The organism is Mycobacterium sp. (genome assembly GCF_035603715.1).
Lineage (GTDB): Bacteria > Actinomycetota > Actinomycetes > Mycobacteriales > Mycobacteriaceae > Mycobacterium.
This window is the reverse complement of the sequence record NZ_DATNJW010000337.1, coordinates 1-26714: the sequence shown is the minus strand read 5'-3', so window position 1 is coordinate 26714 and position 26714 is coordinate 1. Positions and strand designations below refer to the sequence as shown.

Annotated in this window: 18 protein-coding genes; 11 read left to right on the top strand and 7 right to left on the bottom strand. The window is 64.3% G+C overall.

Annotation, left to right across the window (positions count from 1 at the left end):
* From VN856_RS14055 to VN856_RS14045, 3 genes are all read left to right on the top strand, one after another.
* On the top strand, positions 1–3212 hold a 3212-nt coding region (locus VN856_RS14055; RefSeq protein WP_325690003.1), incomplete at its 5' end, for an SDR family NAD(P)-dependent oxidoreductase.
* Positions 3209–7600 carry a type I polyketide synthase gene (locus tag VN856_RS14050; RefSeq protein ID WP_325690002.1) on the top strand — a complete coding sequence of 1464 codons (4392 nt, stop codon included), beginning with the start codon at positions 3209–3211 and terminating at the stop codon, positions 7598–7600. The genes VN856_RS14055 and VN856_RS14050, both read left to right, overlap by 4 nt.
* A 26-nt stretch (positions 7601–7626) precedes the next feature.
* Complete coding sequence (locus VN856_RS14045; protein ID WP_325690000.1) at positions 7627–8880, top strand: phthiocerol/phthiodiolone dimycocerosyl transferase family protein; 1254 nt, start codon at positions 7627–7629, stop codon at positions 8878–8880.
* On the opposite strand, the gene VN856_RS14040 is transcribed toward VN856_RS14045, so the two are convergent.
* Complete coding sequence (locus tag VN856_RS14040) at positions 8873–9703, bottom strand: class I SAM-dependent methyltransferase (RefSeq protein ID WP_325689998.1); 831 nt, start codon at positions 9701–9703, stop codon at positions 8873–8875. The genes VN856_RS14045 and VN856_RS14040 overlap by 8 nt on opposite strands.
* A gap of 42 nt (positions 9704–9745) precedes the next feature.
* Between VN856_RS14040 and VN856_RS14035 the strand changes: the two genes are divergently transcribed.
* From VN856_RS14035 to VN856_RS14010, 6 genes are all read left to right on the top strand, one after another.
* Positions 9746–10459 carry a flavodoxin family protein gene (locus tag VN856_RS14035; protein WP_325689996.1) on the top strand — a complete coding sequence of 238 codons (714 nt, stop codon included), beginning with the start codon at positions 9746–9748 and terminating at the stop codon, positions 10457–10459.
* A 7-nt stretch (positions 10460–10466) separates the two neighbouring features.
* Entirely contained in the window at positions 10467–10967 is a 501-nt protein-coding gene (locus tag VN856_RS14030) for a DUF2505 domain-containing protein (RefSeq protein ID WP_325689994.1), read from the top strand.
* Between the two features lies 1 nt (position 10968).
* Positions 10969–11709: a nitroreductase family protein gene (locus VN856_RS14025; protein ID WP_325689992.1), complete on the top strand. Its 741-nt coding sequence runs from the start codon at positions 10969–10971 to the stop codon at positions 11707–11709.
* Between the two features lie 199 nt (positions 11710–11908).
* Entirely contained in the window at positions 11909–13441 is a 1533-nt protein-coding gene (locus tag VN856_RS14020; protein WP_325689990.1) for a hypothetical protein, read from the top strand.
* 291 nt (positions 13442–13732) lie between these two features.
* Positions 13733–15370, top strand: a complete 1638-nt coding sequence (locus VN856_RS14015; protein ID WP_325689987.1) for a hypothetical protein — start codon at positions 13733–13735, stop codon at positions 15368–15370.
* A 404-nt stretch (positions 15371–15774) separates the two neighbouring features.
* Positions 15775–17355 carry a hypothetical protein gene (locus VN856_RS14010; RefSeq protein WP_325689985.1) on the top strand — a complete coding sequence of 527 codons (1581 nt, stop codon included), beginning with the start codon at positions 15775–15777 and terminating at the stop codon, positions 17353–17355.
* Between the two features lie 108 nt (positions 17356–17463).
* Here the strand turns inward: VN856_RS14010 and VN856_RS14005 are convergent, their stop codons facing one another.
* A complete protein-coding gene (locus VN856_RS14005; protein ID WP_325689983.1) occupies positions 17464–18294 on the bottom strand; it encodes an SDR family NAD(P)-dependent oxidoreductase in 831 nt (276 codons plus the stop codon).
* Between the two features lie 17 nt (positions 18295–18311).
* Positions 18312–19553 (bottom strand): PE-PPE domain-containing protein, encoded by a 1242-nt coding sequence (locus VN856_RS14000; protein ID WP_325689982.1) that lies wholly within the window; start codon positions 19551–19553, stop codon positions 18312–18314.
* 151 nt (positions 19554–19704) lie between these two features.
* Between VN856_RS14000 and VN856_RS13995 the strand changes: the two genes are divergently transcribed.
* Together VN856_RS13995 and VN856_RS13990 are read left to right on the top strand one after the other, a co-directional pair.
* Positions 19705–20508: an SDR family oxidoreductase gene (locus tag VN856_RS13995; RefSeq protein ID WP_325689980.1), complete on the top strand. Its 804-nt coding sequence runs from the start codon at positions 19705–19707 to the stop codon at positions 20506–20508.
* Positions 20509–20586: 78 nt separating this feature from the next.
* The gene (locus tag VN856_RS13990; RefSeq protein WP_325689978.1) at positions 20587–21372 is read left to right on the top strand and encodes an alpha/beta hydrolase; all 786 of its coding nucleotides are present in this window, start codon (positions 20587–20589) and stop codon (positions 21370–21372) included.
* A 10-nt stretch (positions 21373–21382) separates the two neighbouring features.
* On the opposite strand, the gene VN856_RS13985 is transcribed toward VN856_RS13990, so the two are convergent.
* From VN856_RS13985 to VN856_RS13970, 4 genes are all read right to left on the bottom strand, one after another.
* On the bottom strand, positions 21383–22699 hold the full coding sequence (locus VN856_RS13985; RefSeq protein WP_325689976.1) for a cytochrome P450: 1317 nt from the start codon (positions 22697–22699) through the stop codon (positions 21383–21385).
* 58 nt (positions 22700–22757) lie between these two features.
* On the bottom strand, positions 22758–23594 hold the full coding sequence (locus VN856_RS13980) for a phthiotriol/phenolphthiotriol dimycocerosates methyltransferase (RefSeq protein WP_325689974.1): 837 nt from the start codon (positions 23592–23594) through the stop codon (positions 22758–22760).
* Positions 23595–23748: 154 nt separating this feature from the next.
* A complete protein-coding gene (locus VN856_RS13975; RefSeq protein ID WP_325690005.1) occupies positions 23749–24738 on the bottom strand; it encodes a diiron oxygenase in 990 nt (329 codons plus the stop codon).
* A 350-nt stretch (positions 24739–25088) separates the two neighbouring features.
* Complete coding sequence (locus tag VN856_RS13970; RefSeq protein WP_325689972.1) at positions 25089–26555, bottom strand: PE-PPE domain-containing protein; 1467 nt, start codon at positions 26553–26555, stop codon at positions 25089–25091.
* Positions 26556–26714: the final 159 nt, after the last annotated feature.

Here is a 26714-nt window from a genome sequence, read left to right as displayed (position 1 = left end):
CGGTCGACGCGCAAGGTCTGCTCGCCCGTCGCATCGAGGTGGATGTGGCCTCGCACCATCCGACGGTCGACCCGATCCTGGCTGAGCTCAAAGAAGCACTGTCCGATTTGAAGCCGATGACGCCCAAGATCCCGTTGATCTCCACGGTTGGCCAAGCCGACGAGGCGGCGCCGAAGTTCGACGCCGACTACTGGGTGGTGAACCTGCGTAACCCGGTGCGGTTCAGCCAGGCGGTGACGAAAGCCGCCGAAAGCCACTCCGCCTTCGTCGAAGTCAGCCCCCACCCGCTGCTCAGCCACGCCATCAACGGCACGCTGGAGTCGGCCAAGCCCCGTGGCGGCGCCCGGGTCGCAGGAACACTGACGCGGGACAACCCCGAGACGCTCACGCTCCACACCCAGCTGGCGACGGTTCGGCCACCGTCGATCGCCGCGGCGGAAACTGCCAATGGCACAAAGAAAATCGTGGATCTGCCACCGACCCCGTGGCAGCACGTCCGCTACTGGGCCGCGCCGACGGCGACCAACCGGCAGCCCGCCAGTGCCCACCCGCTGCTGGGCACGCACGTCGAACTGCCGTCCGGCCGCGACCACGTCTTCACCGCCGACGTCGGGCTCGAACTCGTTCCCTACATGCTCGACCACAAGGTGCATGGCCAACCAGTCATGCCCGGCACCGGGTTCGGCGAGATTGCCCTGGCCGCTGCCAGCGAAGCGCTCGGCTTGCCTGCGCAGTCGGTGTCGGTCGGCGTCGAGGTCGAGCAGATGCTGCCGCTGAACGACTCGACCCAGCTCACCACGCAACTGACCCGCGGCGAGAAGGACGGCGACGAGATCCGCGTCGAGATCCATTCACGCTCGGCCACCGGCGCCTGGATCCGGCACGCCGTCGCGAAAGTCGAAGTGGGGCAATCGGAACCACCAGCAGTGCCCGCCGCGTCATCGGAGCCCGGCACGGTGCTCTCGCCCGCCGACCTGTATTCCGCGCTGCGCGCGACCGGCCTGCACCACGGGCAGGCGTTCGCCGCGCTGACCCGCATCGTGCGGCGGCCGAACGGCACGTCGGAGACCGAGATCGTCCTGCCCGACGAGGCGACCGGCCACCGCGGATACCGCATCCACCCGGTGCTGCTCGATGCCGCACTGCAGGGCCTGGCCGCCGCGCTGTCGAGCGAGTCGTTGGCCGATTCCGACGAGGCGACCTACCTGCCAGTGGCATTCGAGAAGATCCGGGTGTTCGGCGAGGTCGGGCGTCGTGCCCGCTGCCGCGCCGAGTTGCTCAACCCCGACGGCGACGGAGCCGGCATCATGGGTCGCGTCCTGATCACCGACGAGACGGGTACTCCGACCGCCGAGATCAGCGGCATCTACCTGCAACGCGTGCAGCGTCGTACGGTGCCAATGCCGTTGGAGCAGAAGATCTTCGACACCGAATGGGTCGAGACCCCGGTGGACGCGGCTTCCGCGCCGGACGGCAGCTGGTTGGTGCTGAACGACGGTGCCGAAGGCGAGGCGGTGGCCAAGGAGTTCGTCGCCACATTCGGCTCACCGACCCGACGGGTCATCGCCGCCGACCTGTCCCAGGAATCGGCGGTCCTGGAAGCCTTTTCGCAGGCCGCAGGAGACGCCGAACTGCCGCCGGTGGGCGTCGTGATCTTCGCGGGAAAGCAGACATTCGACGGCTCCGAGACCGGTGACGCTGCGAGCCGCGGCCGGGCGCTGACGTGGGGCCTCGCGTCGACGGTGCGCACCATCCTGACCGGATGGCACGGCAAGCCGCCGCGGCTGTGGGTGGTCTCCCGCGACGGACTGGCCGTCAATGACGGTGAGTCGGGCGACCCGTCGATCAGCGCCCTGACCGGTCTGATCCGGGTGCTGGCCTACGAGCATCCGGACCTGCGCACCACGTTGGTCGACCTGTCCGGTGACACCGTCACACCTCTGACCGCCGAGCTAGGGCTGGGCGGCGACGATGTGATCGCCTGGCGTGGCGAAAAGCGGTACGCCAAGCGGCTTTCCCGCGCAACGCTGCGCACTGCCAAGACCGGTACGGTGGTCCGGCCGGACGGCGCCTACATCATCACCGGTGGTCTGCGCGGGCTGGGCTTGGCCATGGCGCGCTGGCTGGTCGACAGCGGTGCCGGACGCGTGGTGCTCAACGGCCGGTCCACGCCGTCCGACGAGGCCCAAGCCCTGGTCGAGGAACTCCAGCAGCGAGCCCAGATCGCGGTCGTGCTCGGCGATATCGCCGCACCCGGTGTCGCCGAGCGACTCGTCAGCGCGGCCGAAGAGACCGGCCTGACGTTGCGGGGCCTGATGCACAGCGCCGTGGTGCTCGACGACCAGATCGTCGCCGGCCTCAGCCAGGACAGCTTGGAGCGGGTGTGGGCACCGAAAGCCATTGGCGCCCTGCGGCTGCACGTGGCCACCGTCGGCAACGAACTCGACTGGTGGGTCGGTTTCTCCTCGACATCATCACTGCTGGGAGCGCCCGGGCAGGGCGCGTACGCCGCCGCCAGCGCCTGGCTTGACGGCCTGATCGATTGGCGACGGGCGTCGGGATTGCCTGCCACCACGATCAACTGGGGCCAGTGGTCCGACATCGGCGTGGCCCGCTCGCTGACCTTCAGCGCGCTGGATCCCATTTCGCCGGCCGAGGGGATCGAGGCGCTGGAGGCCATCCTTGCCAGCCAGCCGACAAACATCGGGGTGGCCCGGCTGCGGCTGGACCGGGCCGCCGCCGCGTTCCCCGAGATTCAGCAACTCGGCTATTTCGGGAAGTTGGCCGAGGAACTCGATATCGACAGCGACGACGACGATTGGGCGGGCCCCGATGCGTTGCGCGAGATGGACGCTGCCGAAGTCACTCGGGTCGTCATCGCGCGACTGAGTGGCCGCATCCTGGCCATCATGGGCTACCCGAAGGGCAGCACGCTCGACGCCGATCAGCCGTTGACCGAGCTGGGCATGGATTCGCTTATGGCGGTGCGTATCCGCAACACTGTTCGCGGCGACTTCGGTGTGGAACCGCCCGTGGCGCTGCTGTTGCAGGGCGCCTCGCTGGCCGCGCTGACCACCGACCTGATCCGTCAGCTGGGCCTGGCGGCCGGGGACAAGGCTGACAGCGGCAGCGGGGTTCGTGACCGAGCCAAGCAGCGCGCCGCGGCCAGGCAGCGTGCCGCCGCCAGGCGAAAGGTAGGAGATCGAGTGTGACCAGCAACAGCGAACTGCCGCCCAACGCGATCGCGGTGGTCGGCATGGCGGCCAGGTTGCCCGGCGCCAACACGCTGTCGGCATTCTGGGACAACCTGCGCCGCGGCGAGGAGTCGATCGTCACGCTGGCCGAAGATGACCTGCTGGCCGAGGGCATTCCCGAGAAGACACTCTCGAATCACGCTTACGTGCGCCGTGCCGCACTGATGGACGGCATCGACGAGTTCGACGCCGACTTCTTCGGTTTCACCCCGCAGGCGGCGCGCTCGACGGACCCGCAGCACCGGCTGTTCCTGCAGACCGCGTTCCACGCGATCGAGGACGCCGGCTACGACCCGGCCGAGATCGAGGGCACGGTGGGTGTCTATGCGACCAGTACCACGAGCGGCTACCTGTTGCACAACATCATGTCCAACCGGGACCCGAATGTGGTGATGGGACAAGGCATCACGTTCGACATGGTCGAACTGTCGATGCAGAACGACAAGGACTATCTGGCCACCAAGGTGGCGTACGCACTGAATCTGCGTGGCCCCGCGCTGTCGGTGCAGACGGCCTGCTCCTCGGCGCTGGTCGCGGTGCACCTGGCCTGCCAGAGCATCCTGAACGGCGAGTGCGAGCTGGCGTTGGCCGGCGGTGCGTCGCTGCGCATCCCGCATCACGTCGGATATTGGTATGCCCCGGGCTCGATGGTGTCGCCGACCGGGCACTGCCGGCCGTTCGACGCGCGCTCCGACGGCACGATTTTCGGCAGCGGTGTCGGTGTGGTGGTGCTGAAGTCTCTACAGGATGCCGTCGACGACGGCGACCGAATCCACGCCGTGATCCGGGGATCGGCGCTGAACAACGACGGCTCCACGAAGATGACATACGCCGCCCCGACCGCGACTGGGCAGGCCGACGTCATCGCGGAAGCGCACGCCATTTCCGAGGTCGACGCCTCGGAGATCAGCTACATCGAGACGCACGGCACCGGCACGCCGCTGGGCGATCCGATCGAAATCGAAGGCCTGCGACAGGCTTTCGAGGTATCCGAGGAGACCCGCTCCGGCCCGTGCTACGTCGGCTCGGTCAAGTCCAACATCGGTCATCTGGAATCCGCGTCCGGCATCGCCAGCCTGATCAAGGCTATCCTCTGCCTCAAGCATCGTGCCATCCCCGCAACGCTGCACTACACCAGCCCGAACCCCGAATTGCACCTCGACCGTGGACCTTTCAAGGTCCGCAGCGAATACGGCCCGTGGGAATGGGACGGCGTGCTGCGCGCCGGGGTCAGCTCCTTCGGTGTGGGTGGCACCAACGCCCACGTCGTCCTCGAAGAAGCACCCCCGGTACCCGCGTCGACCCCGTCGTCGGGGCCGCAGGTGCTGTTGATGTCGGCGCGAAGCCCCGAGGCGCTCGAGCAGTCACGCAAGTCGCTGGCCGCTGAGATCTCCGGCGACGACGCGCTGAGCCTGGCTGATGTTGCCTACACGCTCGGCCGTCGCCGCAAAGACAAGATCCGGATGGCCGCGGTCGTCAACGACGAGCAGCACGCGAGAACCGTGTTGGAGACCGCTGAGAACGACAACGTCTTCATCGGCGAATTCGTCGGGAACACCGATAATTCGGACCAGGTGGTCTTCCTGTTCCCCGGTCAGGGCGCACAGCACATCGGGATGGCACGCGGGCTCTACGACCACGAGCCGGTGTTCGCCGAGCACTTCGACCAGTGCGCGGCCGTGTTCAACGACGAGCTCGGCATCGACCTGCGCGCCGAGATCTTTGAAGGAACAGCCCGCAATCTCGAGCGCACCGACCGCACCCAGCCGGCGCTGTTCACCGTCGAGTACGCGCTGGCCAAACTGATCGAGAGCTACGGCGTCAAGCCCGCGGCGCTGGCCGGGCACAGCATCGGCGAGTACGTCGCCGGCACCATCGCCGGGGTCTTCGACATCGAGACCGCCATCAAGGTGGTCTCGATGCGCGCCCGTCTCATGCACGCGGCGCCCCGTGGCGTGATGGTCGCGGTGGCGCTGAGCCCCGAGGCCGTGGCCGAATACCTGAACGGTGAGGTCGACATCGCCGCGATCAACGAGCCGGGTGGTTGCGTCGTTGCCGGCTCCGAGGAAGGCATTCGCCAGTTCAGCGAACGCCTCACCGAGAAGAGCATCGTCGCGCGCCGCGTCCGGACGTCGCACGCATTCCACTCGCGCCTGATGGACTCGATGATCCCGGAGTTCACCGGCTTCCTATCCCGTCAGACGCTGCGTGAACCGCAGATTCCGTTGCTGTCCAACGTGACCGGGACCTGGCTGGCTGCCAGTGAGGCCACCAACCCGTCGACATGGGCGCGCCAGGTGCGCTCGACGGTCCGATTCTCCGACGAGGTTGACGTGTTGCTCGGCGAGCCGAACCGCATCCTGGTCGAGGTCGGACCCGGTGGGACGTTGACGTCCTCGGCCAGCCGGCACCCCCGGTGGTCAACCGGCCATCGCGCGGTGCGGTTGATGCGCCATCACGCGCAGAACCGCGACGACCGCGACGCATTCTTGCTCGCGCTGGGTCAACTCTGGTCGGCCGGCGTCGATGTCGACTGGTCGCCCCTGCGCGGCGGAGAGTCCGGGAAACTGGTGACGCTGCCGGGTTATCCCTTCGAGCGTCAACGGCATTGGATCGAACACCGCGCGAACGTGTGGACAGGCGACGCCGCTGCGACCAACGGGGCCGCCGCCGCAGTGGGCGCCGCCGACGCTGCCCCGGCAGCCAAGAGCGGCCAGTCGCCGATGGAAGCGACGCTGCAGCGCATCTGGAGCCAGTGCCTGGGCCTGCCCAGTGTCGAACGTAACGCGAACTTCTTTGAGCTGGGCGGGGATTCGCTGGTCGCGATCAGCGTCGCGATGACCGCGTCCAACGAAGGCCTCGACCTCACCCCGCAGGATCTCTACGAGAACCAAACGGTGGCCGCGTTGGCCAGGGCGCTGACGGCTCGCTATGCGGCCGGCGGCCTGGCCCGGCAGGCGCCGGGCGACGTCACGCATCCGCCGGTGCCGCCGAACATCTCGTACTTCCTCGAGCACGGCGTGCGTGAGCGTGAGCAGTGGCGAGTTCCACTGATCCTGCAACTGCGCCCCGACGTACAGGTCGACGACGTCTGCGCGGTACTGACCGCGTTGCGCAACCATCACGAGGCGTTGCGTCTGCGACTCGTCGAACGCGCAGGCACGTGGGAACAGGTGATCAGTGAGCCGGGCGACTTCGCCGACTTGGCCGTCCGCTCGCTGCCGGAAGACATCAAACCAGGCACGCCGCAGGAACGCGATGCGCTGCTGTCGACACTGATAGACGTAGTCCGCCAACAGGATCCGTCTAACCCGCTGATCGCGACCTATGTCAACGGGGTGCCGGGCGGCTCGTGCTACCTCGCGATCAGCGTGCGGGCGATCGTGGCCGACAACGCGTCGCGCGACATCCTGCTGACCGATATCTTCACCGCTTTCGGGCAACAACTGGCCGGCGAAGAGATTGCGTTGCAACCGGTCACGACGCCGTGGACCGAGTGGTCGCAGCGCTGCGCGGCATTGGCCGTCCACCCGGCGGTCGTGGAGAGCCGCGACTACTGGCTGAACACGGCAACGGCGTCGACGCTGAAGGTGGCAAGCGCGCAGACCGCCGGCGCGCCCGGGCTGCCGGATCTGGCCCGGAGCGCGTCATCGCTGACCGTCGCGGAGACAACCGAGATCGACGATGCCCGTCGACGGCTGCGGGTGCCGATCGACGAAATGCTGTTGGCCGCATTGGGTCGGACGATCGCCCACCAGGTCGGTGAGGGGACCGTCGCCGTCGACCTCAGCGGCGAGGGTCGATCGGTGCTCAAGCCCGACGTCGACCTGCGCCGCACCGTCGGCTGGTTCAACACCATCTATCCCATCGCGCTCACCTGCGCCAAGGACGACGGCGCCAAGCAGTTGCTCGACGACGTGCACAACACGCTGATTGCCGTCCCGCACTACGGAATCGGCTATGGGCTGCTGCGCTACTTGTATGCCCCGACAGCGCGGCAGCTTGGCGCTGCCGGTCCGGCTGACATCTTCTTCTCCTACATCGGCACGATTCCCGATCTGCCGCCGCTGGGCGACGATGTCGCGGTCCGATTCGACTCCGACACCGCATTGCCGGTGCGCGAGGCGATTCCGGGCCTAGGCCACGGAATAGAGTTGCGGGTATTCCGCACGGCCGGTGTGCTGCACCTGGATTGGTGGTACGACAGCCGGCGGGTCGACGGGGCCACCGTGCAGTCACTTGCCAGCGGGTTCTCCCAGACATTGCTGGAGCTGATCCGGGAAGCGCTTGCGCAAGACGAGATGGACTCCGGCAGTGACGAAATGGAACTCGTCGACCTGTCGTAGATCTCGACAAGGCTAGAAAGGCAACCGTGTTTCCATCGTCGGTCATTCGCAAGCTGGCACTCAGCGAGGAAATGCTCGCTGAGACGCACAACTTCGTGGGTCTGTCCGCGCACCTCGAGGGTCCGATTGATGTCGACGCGCTGACGGACGCCTTCGACCTGCTACTCGAGGCGCACCCGGTGCTGACCGCGCGCCTCGAACGCGGCGGCGACGGCCGTCACGAGCTGGTCGCCGACGACCTCATGCACTCGGGACTCGAGGTCATCGAGGTCGACGCATCGCAGACCGACAACCCGCCGCCACATTTCGATCAGGGCGAATCGCTGGTGCATCTGCGCCTGTTCATCCGCGACGGGCAGGCGCATCCGACGCTCTACGTCCACCATGCGCTGGCCGACGGTCACCACATGTACGGCCTGATCGAGGAATTGCTGTCCTTCTACACCGATCTGGTCACCAACGGGAAGACCGGTCCAGTGACCGCGCAGCCCGCACCGGAGTCGATCGAGACCGTGCTTGCCGACCGGGGGATCCGGAAAGGGCCGCGTTCAGGTATCGAGCGATTCATGCCGGCGCTGTTCGCTTACGACCTGCCGCCCTCCCGTCGCGGCGACACCGGCGTGAAACCCGCTTCGCCGGTGCGTGTTCCGATGGTGTCGTGCCGGCTCAGCGAGAGCCAGACGCACGCCATCGTCGAGCTCTGCCGCGCCGAAAAGCTGGGTCTGCACTCGGTGCTGTCGGCGGCGATCCTGATCGCGGAGTGGCAGGTGCGGGGCAGGGTGAACATCCCGGTGCCGTTCATCTACACCGTCGATCTGCGTTACTTCCTGTCACCGCCGGTGTCGGCGACCGGATGCACGAACCCGGTCGGGCTGGGCACCTACCTCGCCGAGATCAACCAGAAGACCACCGTGGTCGAGCTTGCCCGCGACATCGCGGCGACATTCAAAGGAGATCTGGACGAGGGCGTGATCCAGCAGTCCCGCCTGCACTTCAGCCCGCAGTACGTCGGCAACGCGCCGGGTATGCCCGACGTTGTTCTGTTGTCCGACAACGGCTTGGTGCCCCCGGTACGCACGCCCAAAGGCGTGGAAGTCACCGCCACCCACGGTGAGTTGTACTTTGCGGTCAGCGCCGGCATCGAGATCTACTTCACCCAGATCTACGCCGAACAGCTCAACGTCGAATATCACTCACACGGGCCGGAGCCGGAAAAGTCGATCGAGGCCATCCAAACGCTGCTGAGCGAAGTCGCCGAGCAGTACGCGGGCGTCAGCTAACCGGTCCGTAGGCGTAGCGGTGGTACTGGAAGGTTCGGCGCAGCGGCGGCAAGGGCCGGACCAACTGGCGCATCACACGGAACACTCCCGAAGCGCGACCGAACGTACTGGCGTCAAAGAACGTCACGCCGTCGACCAATCGGGCGCCCGACAGACGATCGAGAACATCGGACGGCCGGTTGACGGCCCAATACAGTTTCGAACCGGACTGCCGTTGCAGGCGGTGAGTTTTCTGCGATCGGACCACCAGCCGGCTGTAGTAGTCGATCTGGATCTCGCCGGATCCGAACCGGTCGATGACGTGCTGCAGCAGCGCGATACCGTCCTCCTCGGTCAGGTACATGCTGATGCCCTCGGCGAGCAGCAATGTCGGCCGGCCGGCCGGGATCTGGTCAAGCCACGACGGGTCGGTCGCCGGCGTGGCGACCAGATGGTAATTACGTCGGCTCGGAAAAACCTTCTCGCGCAACGAGATTACCGCCGGATAGTCGACGTCGTACCACTCCACGCCCGGCCCGGGATCCAGCCGGAACACCCGACTGTCCAGACCGCATCCGACGTGGATCACGTTGGCGTCGGGATGGGCGGCCAGGAACTCGGCGGCCCACACGTCGAATTGGGCGGTCCGCACCGTCACCAGCGGCGTCCAGCGGTTGGCGACTTTGAGTTCACCCCAGTCGTAGTCGATTCGGGCCACCGCCGCCTTGGCGTACTCGTCGCCCAGGATCGGTCGGTCCCAGTCGGCGTCCAGTGCCTTGCAGTACAGGGTGGTCAGCATCGTCTGCGACGGACCGCTGAGGTCGATGGAAACTTTGTCGGTCACGGCGCCCAAGCCTAGTGTGCGACATTTGGAGATGGAGGAGCCATGACGGATACGACCAATGCCGGTGGCGGCGCGCGGCCGCCGCGGGTCTTGCTGCTGTACTACTCGTACACCGGGCAGGCGCACAAGGTTCTCGACGCTGCCGGGGAGGTTTTCCGTAGCCGAGGGTGCGAGGTGAGCGAAGCCGAGATCAAATTCACCGACCCGAAGTACTCCGAGAAGTTCTCCCGCTTCCCGATGCGTCGGGTGTGGCCCGACATGCTCAGCGTGCTGCAAGCCCAGAAGCGCAACGAGACCGGACAGATTCAAACTCCGGACACAGTGCGCGACGCCGACTACGACCTGATCCTGATTGGATCGCCGACCTGGTGGGACAACGTCAGCATGCCGCTACGCTCGTTCCTGAAGTCGGACGAGGCAGGTAAGTTGTTGTCCGGCAAGCCGTTTGCGGTGTTCGTGGTATGCCGCACGTTCTGGCAGGCCAACCTGGAGGGGGTGCGTGAACTCGCCGAGGAGCAGGGCGGCCGGTATGTCGACGAAATCCACTTCACCTATCCCGGGGACAACCTCCGGTCCATGCTGGCGCTGACCAGCTATCTCGGCACAGGCGAGTACCGCAAGAGGTCACTGGGACTTCGGCTGCCGCCGACGAACGTGCAGCCCGAACAGTTAGAGCAGACGCGGATTTTCGCGGGCCGCTTGGCGGACCGTTTGTTGGCCAAGAGTTCGGCGGTGCCGGGCCAGGAACCGGTCTAGGACTGTCATGCCTCGCTCGTTCGATGTCTCGGTCGACTCGCCCGCCAGCGTCGACCAGGTTCATGCCGCCTTCAGCGCCGAGGAATATTGGCTGGCCCGGCTCGAGACCCTCAATGGCAGCACCGCGCTGGAGTCGTTGGTCGTCGACGACGACCAGACCGTGCGGGTCACCACCACCCAGGACCTGGGTCGCGACCTGTTGCCCGGGATCGTCTCGAAGTTCTATCGACGCGATCTCAAGGTCCGGCATACCGAGACATGGAGGCCGTCGGGCGATGGACTTCGCGGGGAGATCACCGTCGCCGTCTCCGGGGCACCGGGCTCCGGTTCGGCCGCCGCGTCGGTCGCGCCCACGTCCAACGGCTCGCTGCTGACGCTGAACGGGACGGTGGAATTCAAAGTTCCGCTGGTCGGCGGGACGGTCGAGAGCTTCATCGCGCGCGAATTCGCCCACGGGATACCGGATGTCCAGGACTTCACCGCCAAGTGGGTCATTGAGCACGCCTGAGATGACTGACACGCCGAACGCCGAATCCCCCTACGCCGATGCATTTCTGGTGGCGCCGGCCACGTCGGACGCGCTAGCCGGCCTGAACATGCCGCTGCAGGACGCGATGTTGACCCAGCGGGCGGTGCGCCGCGTGCACCCCGACCCGGTCGACGACGCGATAGTGCTGAAGTGCATCGAGTTGGCCTTGCGGGCACCGACCGGCGCCAACGGCCAGAACTGGGAGTTCATCGTCGTCAAGGACCGCCGCCTGATCAAGAAGCTGGCCGGGCGATACCGCAAAGGCTGGAAGTTCTCTTACGGTGGGCTGCTGAGCGGTGCGGGTGACCACGACGAGTCGTTGGCCAAGGTCATCCGTGCGGCGCAATGGCAGGTGGACCATTTCACCGAGATCCCGGTCCTGGTGGTGGCCTGCCTGCGGCTCACCATCCGCGAGGGCCGTGCGCCGTATTCGCTCATGCCGCACGCCGCCGTGTCCGGATACTGGGGGTCGATCTATCCGAGCGTGCAGAATCTGCTGCTGGCCGCGCGCGCGATGGGTCTGGGCGCCTCGTTGATCACCTTGCCGCTGTGGGGAGTGGGGCGGGCCCGAAAAATCCTCGGCCTGCCACGCTCGGTCACCCCATGCTGCGTCGTGGCACTGGGCTGGCCGCGCGGGCGATACGGGCCGACCACCCGAATGCCGGTCGAGCAGGTGGCGCATCTCGACGCCTACGGCAACCGCGCATGGCTAAAGGATTAATCGCCGGCGCTATTTAATTGGACATGCCTCCACGTATGAGGTTGGCCAGATAGATATGAGATTCAAAAGAGACTGCCCCTTCGATAGGGACAGCTGAGGCCCTCTGAGTTTAGCTTCAGGTGCCATTCAGCTAATTCAATCGAAGGGGGAGCACGCAATGCAGGTTGCTGCGCGTCCGTGCGTTATGGCCGGTGCAATCTTGGCTACGGCGAGTCTGGTCGCCGTCACTCCAATAGCGCAGCAAGCCATTCATCTACCGACGCTCAGCATCGAGATCCAGCTGGTGGACGAGTCCTTGCTCAACATTCCGATGAACCTGCTCACCGACATCGCGAACATTCCTTACAACGAGGTGCAAGCCCTCAACTCGGTGGCCGGCTCGCTGTTCTTCGGCGGGAACTGGTGGGTGCCGAGCGCCACGAATCTCTGGGGCGTCGACACCGGCGACCCGACCCACGTCGCGCTGGTCACCAACGTTTTTGCGCCGTTCCCGGACTTCAGCCAAGGGCTTGGCGGACTGCAGTACCAGCTCGACGGCCTGCTCGCCGCCGAGCTGCCGGTGAGCGATTCCTGTGACGCCGAGACCTGCTTCCCGATGACACCGCCGGAAGTCATCACCGGCAGCACGTCGATCGACCGGACCATCGGTTTCCTCAATGCCCTCACCGGCCAGGGCAGTGGGGAAAACTTCGGGCTGTTCCAGAACTGGTTCAAGGTGCCGATCGAGGACCTGATCAACGGGCACACCTTTGACGACGCGACCAGCCCCAGCGGCCCGGCCTACGCAGATCCCGCATTCGGCTTCCTCAATGGTGACGACAATCCCTTCGTGGGCGGCACGGTCGGAGACAGCGATGCGATGCCGTGGAATGGACACACGTTCTACCTCAACTTCTTCCAGCCGTTCCAGAATTACTGGGAACACCTACTGCAGGATCCGGGGACCGACGGAGACATCTCGGGGACCGGCATTCAGATCCCGACTCTGGACGAGTTCGGTCGGTCTCTGCAGTCCGTCACCGCATCGCTGATCGCGGCGTTCAACCCCTATACGGCAGGCAGCCCGGCATGCCCGGCGATGTGCGATATTCCCGACAGCCTGACCACTCGCGCGCTGGTGGACATGTTGGACCCGAACGATTCCAACCCGATGATCCAGGCATGGCTCGCCGGGTTCGACCCTGGTGCGGAGTTCCCGAACAACAACGCGACTCCCGATCAGGTCGCGGCATCCATCGCGCTTTTGCAGGCCGGAATTTTCAACCTGACGCGCGAGCAGCTTGATGGGGCCCTCGCGCAACTGGAGGAGATCAACCCCGCGCTGCCGGCGCTGGCCGTCAACGCCGGATTCCTGACCGACCCGGGTTACCTGGCCTTCATCAACGAACCCGGTTCCGCGTTCGAGCCGGTCTACGGCGGCTGGAACCCCGCCCTGGTCCTGCCGGGGATTCTGGACCTGTTCGGCATCGACACCGGTTCATCGGGCGTCAGCGAGTTGGTCGATCCCGGCTCGTTGGATCTCAGCACGTTGGTTGGCGCCTTCGATCCAGCGTCGTTCGACCTGAGTGCATTGCTTGGTGGCCTCGACCCCGCGGTGATGTCGTTGGATCTGGGCGAATTGTTCAGCGGGTTCGATCCCACCGGAATGTCAGCAGATCTCGCCACCCTGATCGAAGACCTGACCTCGGCATGGGTGCCCGATCTGGCGACTTCGGCGCTGAGCGCGTTCTAGGCGCCGACGCTGCTACCCGTTGGCGATCACGCCGATCGCGCGAGATTTGAGACGTCCGTCCTACTAATCGACGCCAATTGCAATGGCTCCAAAAATGCGTTTCGGCATTAGCTGAAACATCCAATAAATTGGACGTTTCATTTCGTCTTGCGCACCTTCCTGCTTTGTATGAGTTTTGTGTGAGCCGAGTCACTGAATGCCGCGAGCGATTTCTTCAAAAATTGGACATACTTAGAAATTCTTACTGTAAGTTCAGTTCCTGTTGAGTTGACCGAGCTTGAAGGGGGAGCCGTGCAGGCTGCTTCGCGTCCCTACGCCCTCGCCGCCGCGGCGCTTGCCGCTGTGAGCGCCGTCGTCGTCACGCCAGTAGTGGCACGACAGCTCCCGCTCGCCGTCCGCAGCATGGAGACCAAGCTGATCGACGCCGACGTTTCCAACATCCCGGTGAACCTGTTCAACGATATTCTGAACATTCCGTACAACGAGCTCGAAGGTGGCGGGTTCGCCACGGCGGCGAATTCGCTCCTCTTCACCGGGACCTGGTGGGTGCCCAGCTCGACGAACCTCTGGGGCATCGACCCGGGCGACCCCACCCACATCGCGACGATCGACAACTTCATCCCGTTCTCGGCGTTCACCGAGGGCTTCACCAACTCCTCCGGTGTATACGAGCCGGGTCTGAACTACGAATTCGCTGGATTGCTGGCCGCCGAGCTTCCGGTCAGCTCCTCGTGCGACGCCATCAGCTGCTACCCGATGACACCGCCGGACGTTATTACCGGTAGCACCCAATTCGACCGGGATATCGGGTTCTTCGATGCCCTCATGGGGAAAGCGACGGACGCGAACGGCGAGCCCTTCGGGCTGTTCACCAACTTCTTCCAGGTGCCGCTGCAGGACCTGATCAACGGCTACACGTTCGGGTCCAATGACCCGGGCATCGTCAATCCCGGCGGTTCGGTTCAGGACGGGAGTACGTGGGGCCTCAACTGGGGTAGCAGCGGCAACCCGTTCGAGGGCGGCACCGGGCCCGGCGACACCATGCCGTGGAACGGCGTTGACTACCATCTGAACCTGCTGCAGCCGTTCCAGACCCTCTACGACAGCTTGCTGCAGGACCCCGCGTCGAACCCGATCGAGGTTCCCACTCTCGACGGTGTCACCCATACCTTCGAGAATCTGCTGGCCGGGTCGATCATCGACTTCGACCCCTTCACCGCCGGCAGCCCGGCCTGCCCGGCGGCGTGCGACATCCCCAGCGAGTTCCAGATCCCGCAGTTGATTGCGGCCATGTCGGCTGCTGATCCGAGCAACGAGACGCTTGCGAACTGGGTGACCCTATACAACCAAGACCCGTCGCTGGTCAACGAACCGACACCGGATGAGATCAACGCCTCGACCGCGCTGCTGCAGACCGGCATCTACAACCTCGACAGCGACACGCTGGCGGACGTCGACAAGGCTTTGATCTCGATCAACCCCGAATTGGCGAACCTCTACACCAACGCCGGCTATTTCACCGATCCCGCATACGTGGACTACGACGGCACGGGACCGCTCGTGTCGGAATTCGGCGGCTATAACCCGCAGTTGGTTTTCAACGACCTGCTGGCACTGGCGACCAACAACGAGTGGAACTTCAATGCCGCGACTCCCGAGGTCCTGTGGTTCCTTGCTGCTCCGCTGACCAGCCCCGATCCTTACAACGGGGGCGTAGCGGACGGCGCGGCCGCGGTTGCAGCCAGCGGGCTCGGCAACTTCGACCCGTCCCAATTCTCGCAATTCTCGACGGACCTGAGCACCCTGCTGGCGAGCCTCGGCACCACCGTGGGCTCGGATGCACTGAGCGCGGCGCTCGCCGATATCTCGGCGCAGATCTCCGCAGATTTGGCGAGCTTTGTGCCGCAGTCAATCCTCGGCACGTTCTAAACCCGCCGGCAAACGGATAATCGGACCCTCAGCGCAATGCTGCGGGTCCGATTGTCGTTGAATACGCGAATGCAAAGCGTCACATTAAAAGGACCTCTCACCGATGAATTCCCTGCGCCGGAAGGTCGAGCCGCTAAAGCCTCGAATAGGTCGACCGTGAACGGGCCTTCACCTCGCGGCCGAGAAGTTCGCATTACGGGATCTTTACGGCACTCTTACCGGTAGCCTCAATCTCAGGTTGTGTTCAGTGTAGGCTCAGCGGGCAACTGTCGATCGGGGTGAAGGGGGCGGCCGTGCAGGGTGCTTCACGTGCGTATGTTCTTGCTGCGGCGGCGGTTGCGGCGACGAGTGCGGTTGTTCTTACGCCGGCCGCGCCGAAAGCCTCGCACATCCCAGTACGCAGCATGGAGACCCGTCTCGTCGACGTCACTGACGTCCCGATCAACCTGTTCGACGATGTCGTGAACATCCCTTTCAACGAGATCCAGGGCATCGATGTCTTCGCCAACTCACTGCTTTTCAGCGGAGACTGGTGGGTCCCCAGCGCCACGAACATCTGGGGTACCGACCCCGGCGACCTGGGGCACTACATGGGCCTATTCGATATGGCGCTCCCATTTGCGCCGCAGATCTCCGGGCTCGACCAGCCTGAGATCGACACGATCGCCGACGCGAACGGTACGGCGGGGCTGGCGCAGCAGATCGGTCTGCTGGCCGCGGCCGAACTCCCGACGAGTGCCTCCTGCGATGCGCAGACCTGCGCCCCGATGACTCCGCCGGAGGTCATCACCGGCAATACCGGTTTCGACCGCGACATCGGCTTCTTCGAGGCCTTCGCCGGAAACGCCGAAAACTCAACCGGCGGACACTTCGACCTGTTCTCGAACTGGTTGCAGGTGCCGCTGTCGGACTTGACGAATGGCTTCACCTTCACCCCCGGCGACGACCCTGGTCTCGAAGACCCCAGCCCTGATGTCGGTGCAACCGGTGATGTCCCGGGCTCGTTGGGCTTCGACGGCACCACTGGTGTCGACGGCACCGGGACCGGTGACTTCATGCCGTGGGCCGGCGACACGTTCAAGCTGAACCTGTTCGGACCCTTCGAAAACTTCTACAACAGTTTGTTCACCGCGCCGACCGGTGGCATCGATGGATCGGGTGTCGAAATACCTACCGGGACCGAAATTCTCGACGCCTTCCAGAACATCACCGCGGGCTCGATCGTCGCTTTCGACCCGTTTGTCGCGGGGAGCCCGGCCTGCCCCGGGGTCTGTGATCTTCCCGCCGACGAGAGTCAACTGGGCCTGTTGCAAAACGTTCTCGCCTGGGATCCGACCAACACGTCGCTCGCGGATTATGTAAACAACTTCGCGCTGCAGAACAACGCAACCCAGCCCGAAATCAACGATGCGATAGCACTTTTGCAAACGGGTTCCTACAACTTCAGCCCGACAGAACTCGCACAGGTCGACCAGGCGCTGGCCAACATCAATCCCGAGTTGCCGGCGCTCTATACGAACGAGGGCATCCTGACCGACCCGAATTACCTGGCTTATCTGACGAGTACGGACCCCCAAGCCGACGGCCTGGTCAACTCGTCCGGACAGCTCATCGGCGAGTACGGCGGTTACAACTACACGCTGGTCGGCGACGATCTAGTGAAGGTCTTCCAAGAGAGTTTCAGCGGCCACACGGACCCGACGCTGGCGACCGACCTCAACACTTTGGCGACCGATTTCCTCTTCCCGGGAGATCCGGCGAACCTGGCGGCCATCCTGGCCGGCGACCCGGTGGCCGCGGCGGCGGGATCCACCGACCCCACCGGCTTGACGGCGGATCTGAGCACTCTGCTGGGAAGCTTTGGCGCCAGCGCGGGCTCCGACACGCTGAGTCAGCTGCTCACCGACCTCAGCACACAGTTCGCCTCGGACTTTGGCACGCAGTTCGCCGCGGACCTCGCCACACTGATACCGAGCATGTTCTAAGCCTCACCCACTCCAACGCCGTCGGGCCCTCAGCGTCGTGCTGGGGGTCCGATTGCTATGTGGGTCGCGCCCTCGGGAATTGCTGACGCAGCAGGGATTACGCTGACGTCAGCCGCGCATGCCTGTCGTCATGACGCGGTCCCACATCCGGTCGCTCAGTAGCGCTCGCGCGAGTACGGTGACTTTCCCGGAAGCCCCGACGATGTAGCGCGGCTTGGGATTCCTGGCGTTGACGGCGCGCACCACCGCGCGGGCCACCGCGTCGGCGCTGACGGTCAAACCCTTCGCGGTGGCCAACCTGCGGGTGGTCTCGGAATAGCGAATCTTGAAGTCGCCGTAGGGATCGTCGTCGGGATAGGAATGCTCGGTCTCGAATTGCGAACTGACGAACGGCGTTCGCGTCCCAGTTGGGTCGATCAACACCACGCGAACACCGAACGGTGCCACCTCGGCGCCCATCGACAGCGAAAGCGCCTCAATGGCGTATTTCACCGTGTGATAGGCACCGGCGCCCGGGCTGGTGAATCGTCCGCCGGTGCTCCCGATCGTGACGATCCTGCCGTACCCCTGCGCGCGCATCGTCGGCAATACAGCGCGCGACAAATGAAGTGTGGCAACCACATTGGTTTCGAAGAGGTGCCGAAGTTCACTCAACTCCACCTGCTCGAGCGGGCGGGGGAGCGGGTAACCAGCGCTGTTGACCAGAACATCGACACCGCCGTGCTCGGCGATGATCTCCTCGACGAGTTGATCCACGCCGGCCTCGTCGGTGACGTCGAGCGAACGGGCTTGTAAGCCCTTCGAGCGCAACGCATTCAACGCCTCGGGATTGCGGCCGGTAGCGAACACGGTGTAGCCGCGGTCCCGCAGGCGGTAGGCCGTAGCCTCGCCAATGCCGCTCGTCGCTCCAGTGATCAGCGCAATAGGCTTGGTATTCAACGAATTTAGGTAAACCGTCAGAGGAGGCTGGCGAGATTCTGGAAGTAGTCAGCGAGGTCAGCCGCCATTCCTGGGAAATAGGAGCCGAATTCCACCACCAGCGGGTTCGTTGATTCGGATAAGGCGCTCGTCAGCGCATCGAGCGACGCTGTCGCATCTGCTGCCGCCAGGGTGTCGTTGGTGAGGGCACCATCCATCAGTCCCGCGACATCCGGCACGTACGGGTACAGATTCGCGATATCCGCCAGGTCGGACTGCGGCAGGATTCCGAGATCAACGAGCGCAGCGATCATGCCCTGGTTGGCGCCGGCTTCGAGATAGTCGTTGACGGCGGCGAAATCGATGTCCGGATTCGAAAGCGTTGCGGGCGTGCTGACATCCGCGTCGCCCGTCCAGTCGTAACCCAAGTCGACCAGCACCCGCATGTCGGGCTGGATCAGGTCGACGAACGATGAGCTCCCGCCGATCGCGTGCAGCCCGTCCAGTAACGGCAGATTTTGCGTCGGGATGAGAAAGTAGTCGGTGTTGCCGTCGTATCCCGCAGATGTGTTCTCCGCCACCGCATTTGCGACTGTCGACGGGTCGAAGTAGGCCGGCCAGCCGGTCAGCAGGTAGGGGTGCAGGTCGACGTAGCCGTTGACGGCGTTCAGGTCCGCGTACATGTTGCCGTAATACTGCGGAAAGTCGGACGCCCCGCTGTATTCGATGGTGTAGATGGTGGTGTCGTACGGAGTGTCCGCCGGGGTCGCCGGAAGGCTTGCGCTGAAATTGTCCGGGAACCGCGTGAAGAATCCGCCGTTGGGACTTTGCAGATCCTCGGCCAGCACGAATTTCAGGCCAGAGGTGTCGGGTGCGCCGGCGGCCGCGAGATTGATCATTTCTTGCGTCTGGATCGAGGTGCTCATCGAGTAACCGACGATGACGAGGTTGGCGTCGGGGTTCGCCAACAATTGCTGTTGGATCTCCCCGTCCAGGTCAGTGACGCCTTGGGTGAGCCCCGACCCGTAATCGGTCTCGGGCGTGTACACGCTGACCGGATCGCCCACGATGGTGTACGTCTGGTTGACGTAGGTGTCGATCACTTCCTGCATGTAAGTGGCATCCGGCTGGGACAGGAACGCGTGGCCCAGCACCAGCGCGGTGTAGTCGGGTGCAGCGGTAGTGGCGGCGTCGTCCGCCCACGCCGGTGCGGAATTTAGACACGCACACGCACCCGCCAACAGGCCCAGACGGAGCCCGCGGGCCCTCCATGGCGTCATCCAACCCCGATCCCCAACTAGTCCCCCGGTCCGCCTACAAGCTACTACGTTTGACGCGTCCGTAAGGCGTTCTGGGCGTGAAGACTTGGACAAAGGTGCTGGCCTGCCGTTTTATGTTTCCGATATCGGCAAGCCGGGTAAGGTCCACCGCGTGTCCCTTCCGGCACCAGCAGAAACGCGCGCCGCAGTCGTCACCGGCGCGTCGTCGGGTATTGGCGAGGCCATCGCCGTGGAGTTGGCGCGGCGTGGCCATCGGCTGGTGTTGGTGGCCCGACGCACCGACCGCCTGCATGCCCTCGCCGAGAGCTTGAGTCCTGGTGCGCACGTGCTGCCCGCCGACTTGTCCAACCGTGACGATCGCGCCGCCCTGGTTGGCCGTATCGAGGCGCTGGGGCTGACACCGGATATCTTGATCAACAACGCGGGCTTGACGCAACGTTCCCCGGTGGCGAAATCGGTTCCAGAACAACAGCTTAACCTCATCGAGGTCGATGTCGCCGCCGTCGTGGACCTGTGCAGCAGATTTCTACCGGGAATGGTGGACCGTGGCCGGGGCGCAGTGCTCAATGTGTCGTCGTTGGCCGGCTTCTACCCGCTGCCTGGGCACGCCGCGTACGGCGCCGCCAAAGCGTTTGTGTTGTCTTATACCGAAAGTCTGCGCAGCGAGCTCCGCGGCAGCGGTGTCGTAGCGAGCGCATTGTGTCCGGGACCGGTCGACACCGGATTTGATCTGGTAGCCGGTTTCAGCGAAGGTGAGCGTGCCGCGACGCTGCCCAGCTTCATGTGGAAGTCCGCCGACGAAGTCGCACGCGCCGCGATCGACGGTTTGGACGCGGGTAAGTGCCGGGTGGTCCCAGGGCGGGCAAATCAGCTGGTCGCGGCGTGTTGTCGCTTTGCGCCACACGAGCAGCTGATGCCCCTGCTCACGCGGCGCGCCCGCAAAAAAATGAATTGACGGCGCGGCAAAAACGCGCGGTATACGGATTATTGGACACTCTCTGGCTCCGGTTCAACGGACAGATAGGCTAACGCGGTGCTCGAGGTGATCGAAAAGGGGAGCGTCAGCGAGGCGCACCCCGTACCGCTGCTCTTCGTGCACGGGGCGTGGCACGCGGCGTGGTGTTGGGACGAGAATTTCCTCAGCTATTTTGCCGACAAAGGTTACCGCGCAGTCGCGTTGAGTTTCCGCGGTCACGGTGAGAGCCCGAGTGACAAGCCGTTGCGGGTCTGTTCGGTCGCCGACTACATCGACGACGTTCGGTCGGTTGCTGAGCGGCTCCCCAGCTCGCCGGTGATCATCGGTCACTCGATGGGCGGTCTGATCGTTCAGAAATATCTGGAGCGCTACGACGCCCCGGCCGGTGTTTTGATGACGTCCATCCCGCCACAGGGAAACCTCGGCAATGCGCTGCGCTGGATCCGGCAAAGCCCATCGGATTTCGCCAAGATGACGATCACCGGTAAAGCGTTGCCGTACATCACCCCGCCGCGATTGGCCCGCGAACGATTCTTCTCGCCGCACACGCCGGAGGCCGATGTTCGTAAGTATGCCGCGCGACTGCAAGAGGACAGTTCGCGGATCGGCATCGACTGTCTGCTGTTGCGCCTGCCCCGACCCAAGCGGGTCACTGCGCCGATGCTGGTGCTTGGGGCCGACGAGGACGGCGCACACACCCGCAAGGAGATTCTCGCCACTGCCCGGGCCTACGGCACCGAGGCGGAGTTCTTTCCCGACATGGGACACAACATGATGCTCGAGCCGGGATGGGCCGCCGTCGCCGAGCGAATCGACAGCTGGCTCAGCCCGCGCGGGCTGTGAGCCGCACCGATCAGGCCCCGTTGGCGGGAATCAACTCCAGCGGAAGGTGCTCCAGCCCGCGCATCGTCGGGTTGTCGAGGTAGCGATAGTCCCCGGCGAGACGGATCTCCTCGACCCTGGGCAACAGTTGGGAAAACACCCGGGCGCCTTCCAGCCGGGTCAGCGGCACACCCAGGCAGTAGTGGACACCGCCGCCGAAAGCGAGGTGGTCGGTCGGATTCCGGTCGAGGTCGAAGTTGTCCGGATCCTGGTAGTGACGCGGGTCGCGGTTGGCGGCGGCGAACAACAGCAGCACGCGCGCGCCGGCCGGAATCGTCTCGCCGCCGACGGGGTAGTCGCGGGTCGCGGTGCGATAGAACCCCTGCACCGGAGAGCCCATCCGCAACTGCTCCTCGACCGCGGCCGGAATCAGCTCGGGGTTGGCGCGCAGCCGGGCATACAGCTCGGGTCGCTGAGCCAGCGTCAGCAATAATCCCGACAGCATGTTCGTTGTCGTCTCGCTGCCGGCGCCGATCAACATCGCAGCGCTCCAAAAGATCTCGTCGTCGGTGAGCACGTCGTCGGCGTCGGCGGGAGTCATCATCGAGATCAGGTCGTCACCGGGGTTCAGCCGTCGCTGCGCGATCAACGGGTCGAGGCTGCGCCGCATGGCCGCGGTCGCGCTTCCTGAGCGCGCGGAGAGCCTCATCCCGTGCGGGGTCAACGGCGCGAAGGCGCCCGCGACCATGTCGTCCGACCACGCCACGAACTGCGGCTGATCCTGCTGCGGGATGCCCAGCATCCTGGCGATCAGCCGGGTCGGCAACGGTTTGGCGAGCTCGGTGACCGCCTCCGTGTGACCCTGGGCGATCACGGTGTCGACGAGCTCGTCGGCGACTTCGTTGATGTTCGTCTGCCAGGCCGTCATCGCGCGCGCGGTGAAAGCGCGGGAGACGAATTTGCGCAGCCGAGTGTGCTCAGGCGGGTCGGCCGCGTTCATCGACGGCAGGTAGACGCGGAATCGGCTCTGGCTTTGGGCCGACGACAATTCCTCGTTGTCGCGCAAGGCTTTTCGCACATCGTCGTAGCCGGCGATGATCCAGATACCGCGCTTGCGGTTGTACCAGACGTTCGGCACCTCTATGCCTGTCAGCAAGGACTGATAACCCGGGTACGGATCGTGCATGACTTCGGCCGAGAATGGGTCGAAGTCGGTGTGGGGCGCGGTTTTCCGGCCGGTCAACGAGTAGCCGTACGAGGTGGCCTTATCGCGCGCCACCCCGAGCGCCCCGTCGACACCGACCTTCATCAGGCTGGCGCGAAACCGCAGCCTGCGAGCCAGCGTCATGCGGACAAACCCTCCCGTGAAGACTTACCGACGCAAGGGCGATCGCCCGGGAAGGACGTCAGTCCTTCGTGAGATGGTATGCGCGGTAGTCGATTTCGCCGCGTTCCAGGTCGTTGTAGAACCAGGAGCCGTCGACCACGGCAAACTCGCGGCCGAACTTTCGCAAAAAGGCCGGCAGGCGAGTGTTGATGATCTCGTTCGAACGGGCCGAGTTCTTCTTCAGGCCACGCAGCACCTCGTTGTTGATCACGCGGTGAGAGACCTCTCGCAGGCCCGAGTTCGCCAGGTCCGACTCCCACGACGGAAAATTATCGCGGTTGCGGAAGTCCACGTGGAGGAAGTGCCCGCCGGGACGCAGCACCCGCCTGACCTCGCTGAGGAAGCGGTCGAAGTGCGGATAGATGTGTGACGCCTCGACGTTGACCACCGCGTCAAAAGATTCGTCCGGGAAGGGCAGGTTCTCGGCGTCACCGTGCACGAAGTCCAGGCCCGGCACCTTGTGCCGCTCCTTGCAGAATTCGACTCCGGCCGCGTTGAAGTCGAGACCGGTGTAGGAGGCCGGCTTCAGCGTGCGGGACAGGTAAGAGGCGCCACCGCCGTGGCCGGAGCTGCACTCCAGGACCTTCTTGCCGGCGAGGTCGACGCCGTCCTGAGTCGCGGTCTGATGGTAGAGCTGAATGCTGTACCGGTTGGGCTCGTCGGCGGGGTCGAGCGGAAGACCGAGTGGCGGGTCCTCCTCGTAGCCCCAGTTCAGGAACTGAACATCGTCTTGCTGGTTCAGCCGCTTGGTCATCAAGGGGTACCAGTAGCGGAAGAGTTTTTTGTACGTCGCGGTCGACCCGATGCGATAGACCAGACTTGCGCCGACGTTGTCCAATGAAGGGCTACGAACCATGCAGGAAGTATCGCATAAGGCCACGTGTGCTTGTTCTGGCATGCCTCTTTTCAAACGATGCGAACCGGTTGCGCCGTTGGTCAATTCGCGAATTAGACGGCATGCCAACAAAAGGTGATCTTGTAATCACTTGATGTGTTGTGCAGCAAGAGATTTAGGCGGCGTTTGCCGGGCTCGGCAGGTTCGCACGTTGCGGCTCACTCCGATACCGCGACGCGGGACCGTTGATTCTGCACATACGCCACATCATCACCGCGAAGGGATTCATCAACCCCAATTCGTCACAGAGCATTCGAATATCGCCGAACATGTTGCGCAACGTCTGGCGCGAGTCCGGTGCGCCGGAATAAAGCTCCTTGCGAACGGATCGCGGGATGCCGAACTGCCGGAAGAAGCGGCGCGGCGGCACGACCATCGCCTGGCCCAGCATCCGCATCACCATCGGCACATACAGCGACAAGCAGAATCGGGTGAACCACGCCAGACGCGGCACCCGCCGGTGCAGGTATTCGTGCGCGAATGAGATGTGGCGTGCCTCTTCCGCGACGTGAATCGCTATCAGGTCCTGCATGATCGGGTGCACCGACTGCGGCTCGGGCTCACGCAACAGATTCGTCTGCAAGTAGTCGAAGGGCACTTCACCGGCTAGGACGCCGAAGAAGAAGGCATTCGGGAACGGCCCCGCGTAGAACGGGACGAGCGGCGACAGCATGCGCAGCCAACGTGGCATGCCCGGAACGTCAACGCCGATGCGGTTGACGATCTCTTGGAACATCAGGCTGTGGCTGCATTCCTCGATGGATTCGTGCACGCAGTAGCGGTATTCGGGTGAACCGTTCGGGACCCAGAACGCGTAGTGCAGCAGGCCGCGAACCAGAATGCCCTCGAACTGCGTACCGACCTTGGCCATGTTGGCCTGACGCCACATACCGATCGCAACCCGCCTGTCCAGCGGCTGGGACTGGTACCACGGGTGGCTTCCCAGTGGATCTGACGTCGACAGCACCCAGCGTGGGTCGTTCTTGGTGACCGTGAACACCGGCGCTTCCCAGTCGACGTCGGTATAAGGATTGAAGTGCCGCACGGAAGCTTCGGAGAGGCTGGTCAGGGTGGCGGCGTAGTCGGTGTCAGCGCTGACATCCATATTGCGTTTCAACCGCTTGACGGTCCGGCTGAGGGCAAACAGGGCCAGCAGGCCCACCGAGAGGACGGCGCCCAGCACGAAGAGGATGTTGCCCAGTGCGACCGGCAAACCGAGGCCTCCCTCCGGCTCAGCTCAGCATGCAACGTTTCTGCACATGCGCTCCACGGGCACAGTTGCGTCCGAAGCTTACCGGGTAAGAGTGAAAGACCTGGAACGGAACGGCCTCATTCTCATGACTATCTCTGCGCCCCGGCTGACTTGACATCAGCGTTATTCGTGCCCCTCGAACAGCCAATTTCCATTAGACAGTACACACGCGCTGACCGCTGGTTGGCTGTTCGGGTCTTAGGCTACGGGATCAACCCCGTGATATTCAGCAGGGTGCCTTGGACGGCGTCGGCGATCGGACCCAAACCCAGGAAGAGCGCGAACGGGATCAGCGCGACGTCCGCCGCGATCGGGTCACCGATCGCGGCGATCAGATTGCCGGCCTCGAGCTGGTCCAGGAAGACGCTGACATCGAACGAGGGCAGCGAGGTGGTCAACGCGTTGACGGTGTCGGCAATCGGCAACAACGCCGCGTAATCAGCCGACAGGGTGGCGCTCAGGTCATTGATGATGTCGGCGGGTGGCGATAGCAGGGTCGCATCGGACAGCGGGAAACTACCGCCCAGCAGCGCCTGGGTGAGCTCCTGCGACGTCGGTTGGAGGGTGTCGATGAGCCCGGAGGTGAAGGCGGCGTCTACCAGCGGCGCCAACGTCGGATTGTCCAGCAGTGACGGGATTTGGTAGTTGTCCGGATTCTCCAGGTCCGCGAACGCCGCCTGGATGCCTTGCGGTACGCCGTTGACCAGTGCAGTGGCCACGTCCTGCCAGTTGATGTCCGTCGGGAACAGCTCGAACGGGGTCGGCACGTTCGCCGGGCCCTGGCTCCAACCATCGGTGATGCTGCCGTACCCGAGATCGACCAGCACCTTCATGTCGGGTTGCAGCAGATCTGCCAGCGGGTTTCCCACGATTGGAATCAGCCGTAGCGGATCCAGCAGCGGAAGGTCGTCGACGGGAATCATGTAGTAGTTGGTGAGGGTGTCGCCCACCGTGTCCAGGGGCACAGCGTTCTGAATTTGATCGGAGTTCAAATCCAGGTAGGTGAGGTGCTCGAAGATCATCCCCGCGAATGCGTTGAGGTCGGCGATCGGATTGATCGGGTACTGCGGGAAATCGGCGAAGCCGTCGTATTCGAGCGTGTAAATGTCGGTCGGGTAGAGATCCGCCGGAGTCGGGTCGCCGAACGTGATGCCGAAGCTGGGGACCGAAAAGCCGCTGCCGGGAAGGTCGAAGCGCTCCAGCAAGCCGCCGTCCGGAGCGGCGGTATCGCCGACCAGTACGAAATGGACGTCGTCGCTGGGGACGCCTTGGCTTTCCAGTTGCTGCATCGTCATCGACGAGAACGCGGAACTCTGCGAGTAGCCGAACACCACGACGGGGTTGTCGGCGTCGACCTTTCCGGTGGCGATCTGACCCAGAATCGCGGCGTCCAGGATCTTCGATCCCTGGGCTTCGGAAGCATCAGCGGTCAGGCTGTTGACGCCGGTGGTGGGGTAGAAGCCCTCTGGTGTGTCGAGCGCCTGGGGCGAACCGGTGAAGCCGCGCGGCGCCAGATACAAGGTGTCAGCGGCGTCCACGTACCTTTCCGGCGGCAGGGGGATGCCACTGCCGCCGATGACCAGCGCCGCCCCGTCGCCGAGTAACGAATCTGCGGAGTCGATGAGCTGTATGTCACGGGTTTGGATCACGTGCGTGGGTGCGGTCTGCATGGGAGCCACGATGAGACCTCCCACCGCGATTGCGCACACGACGCTGACGAGGCAACGACGGTGCAGGCAACGCATGTGAGTCCTTCGAAATGATCGAGCTGATTTCGGGACCGTACTCGAAACATCCCAATACTGTTGGACATTGATCCAATTGACGGT

Bases quoted from the DNA above. Each gene is read 5' to 3' on its own strand.
- VN856_RS14035 (WP_325689996.1), top strand. From the start codon at position 9,746: ATGACGGATACGACCAATGCCGGTGGCGGCGCGCGGCCGCCGCGGGTC.
- VN856_RS14030 (WP_325689994.1), top strand. From the start codon at position 10,467: ATGCCTCGCTCGTTCGATGTCTCGGTCGACTCGCCCGCCAGCGTCGAC.
- VN856_RS14025 (WP_325689992.1), top strand. From the start codon at position 10,969: ATGACTGACACGCCGAACGCCGAATCCCCCTACGCCGATGCATTTCTG.
- VN856_RS14010 (WP_325689985.1), top strand. From the start codon at position 15,775: ATGGAGACCCGTCTCGTCGACGTCACTGACGTCCCGATCAACCTGTTC.
- VN856_RS14000 (WP_325689982.1), bottom strand. From the start codon at position 19,553: ATGACGCCATGGAGGGCCCGCGGGCTCCGTCTGGGCCTGTTGGCGGGT.
- VN856_RS13985 (WP_325689976.1), bottom strand. From the start codon at position 22,699: ATGACGCTGGCTCGCAGGCTGCGGTTTCGCGCCAGCCTGATGAAGGTC.
- VN856_RS13980 (WP_325689974.1), bottom strand. From the start codon at position 23,594: ATGGTTCGTAGCCCTTCATTGGACAACGTCGGCGCAAGTCTGGTCTAT.
- VN856_RS13975 (WP_325690005.1), bottom strand. From the start codon at position 24,738: ATGGATGTCAGCGCTGACACCGACTACGCCGCCACCCTGACCAGCCTC.
- VN856_RS13970 (WP_325689972.1), bottom strand. From the start codon at position 26,555: ATGCAGACCGCACCCACGCACGTGATCCAAACCCGTGACATACAGCTC.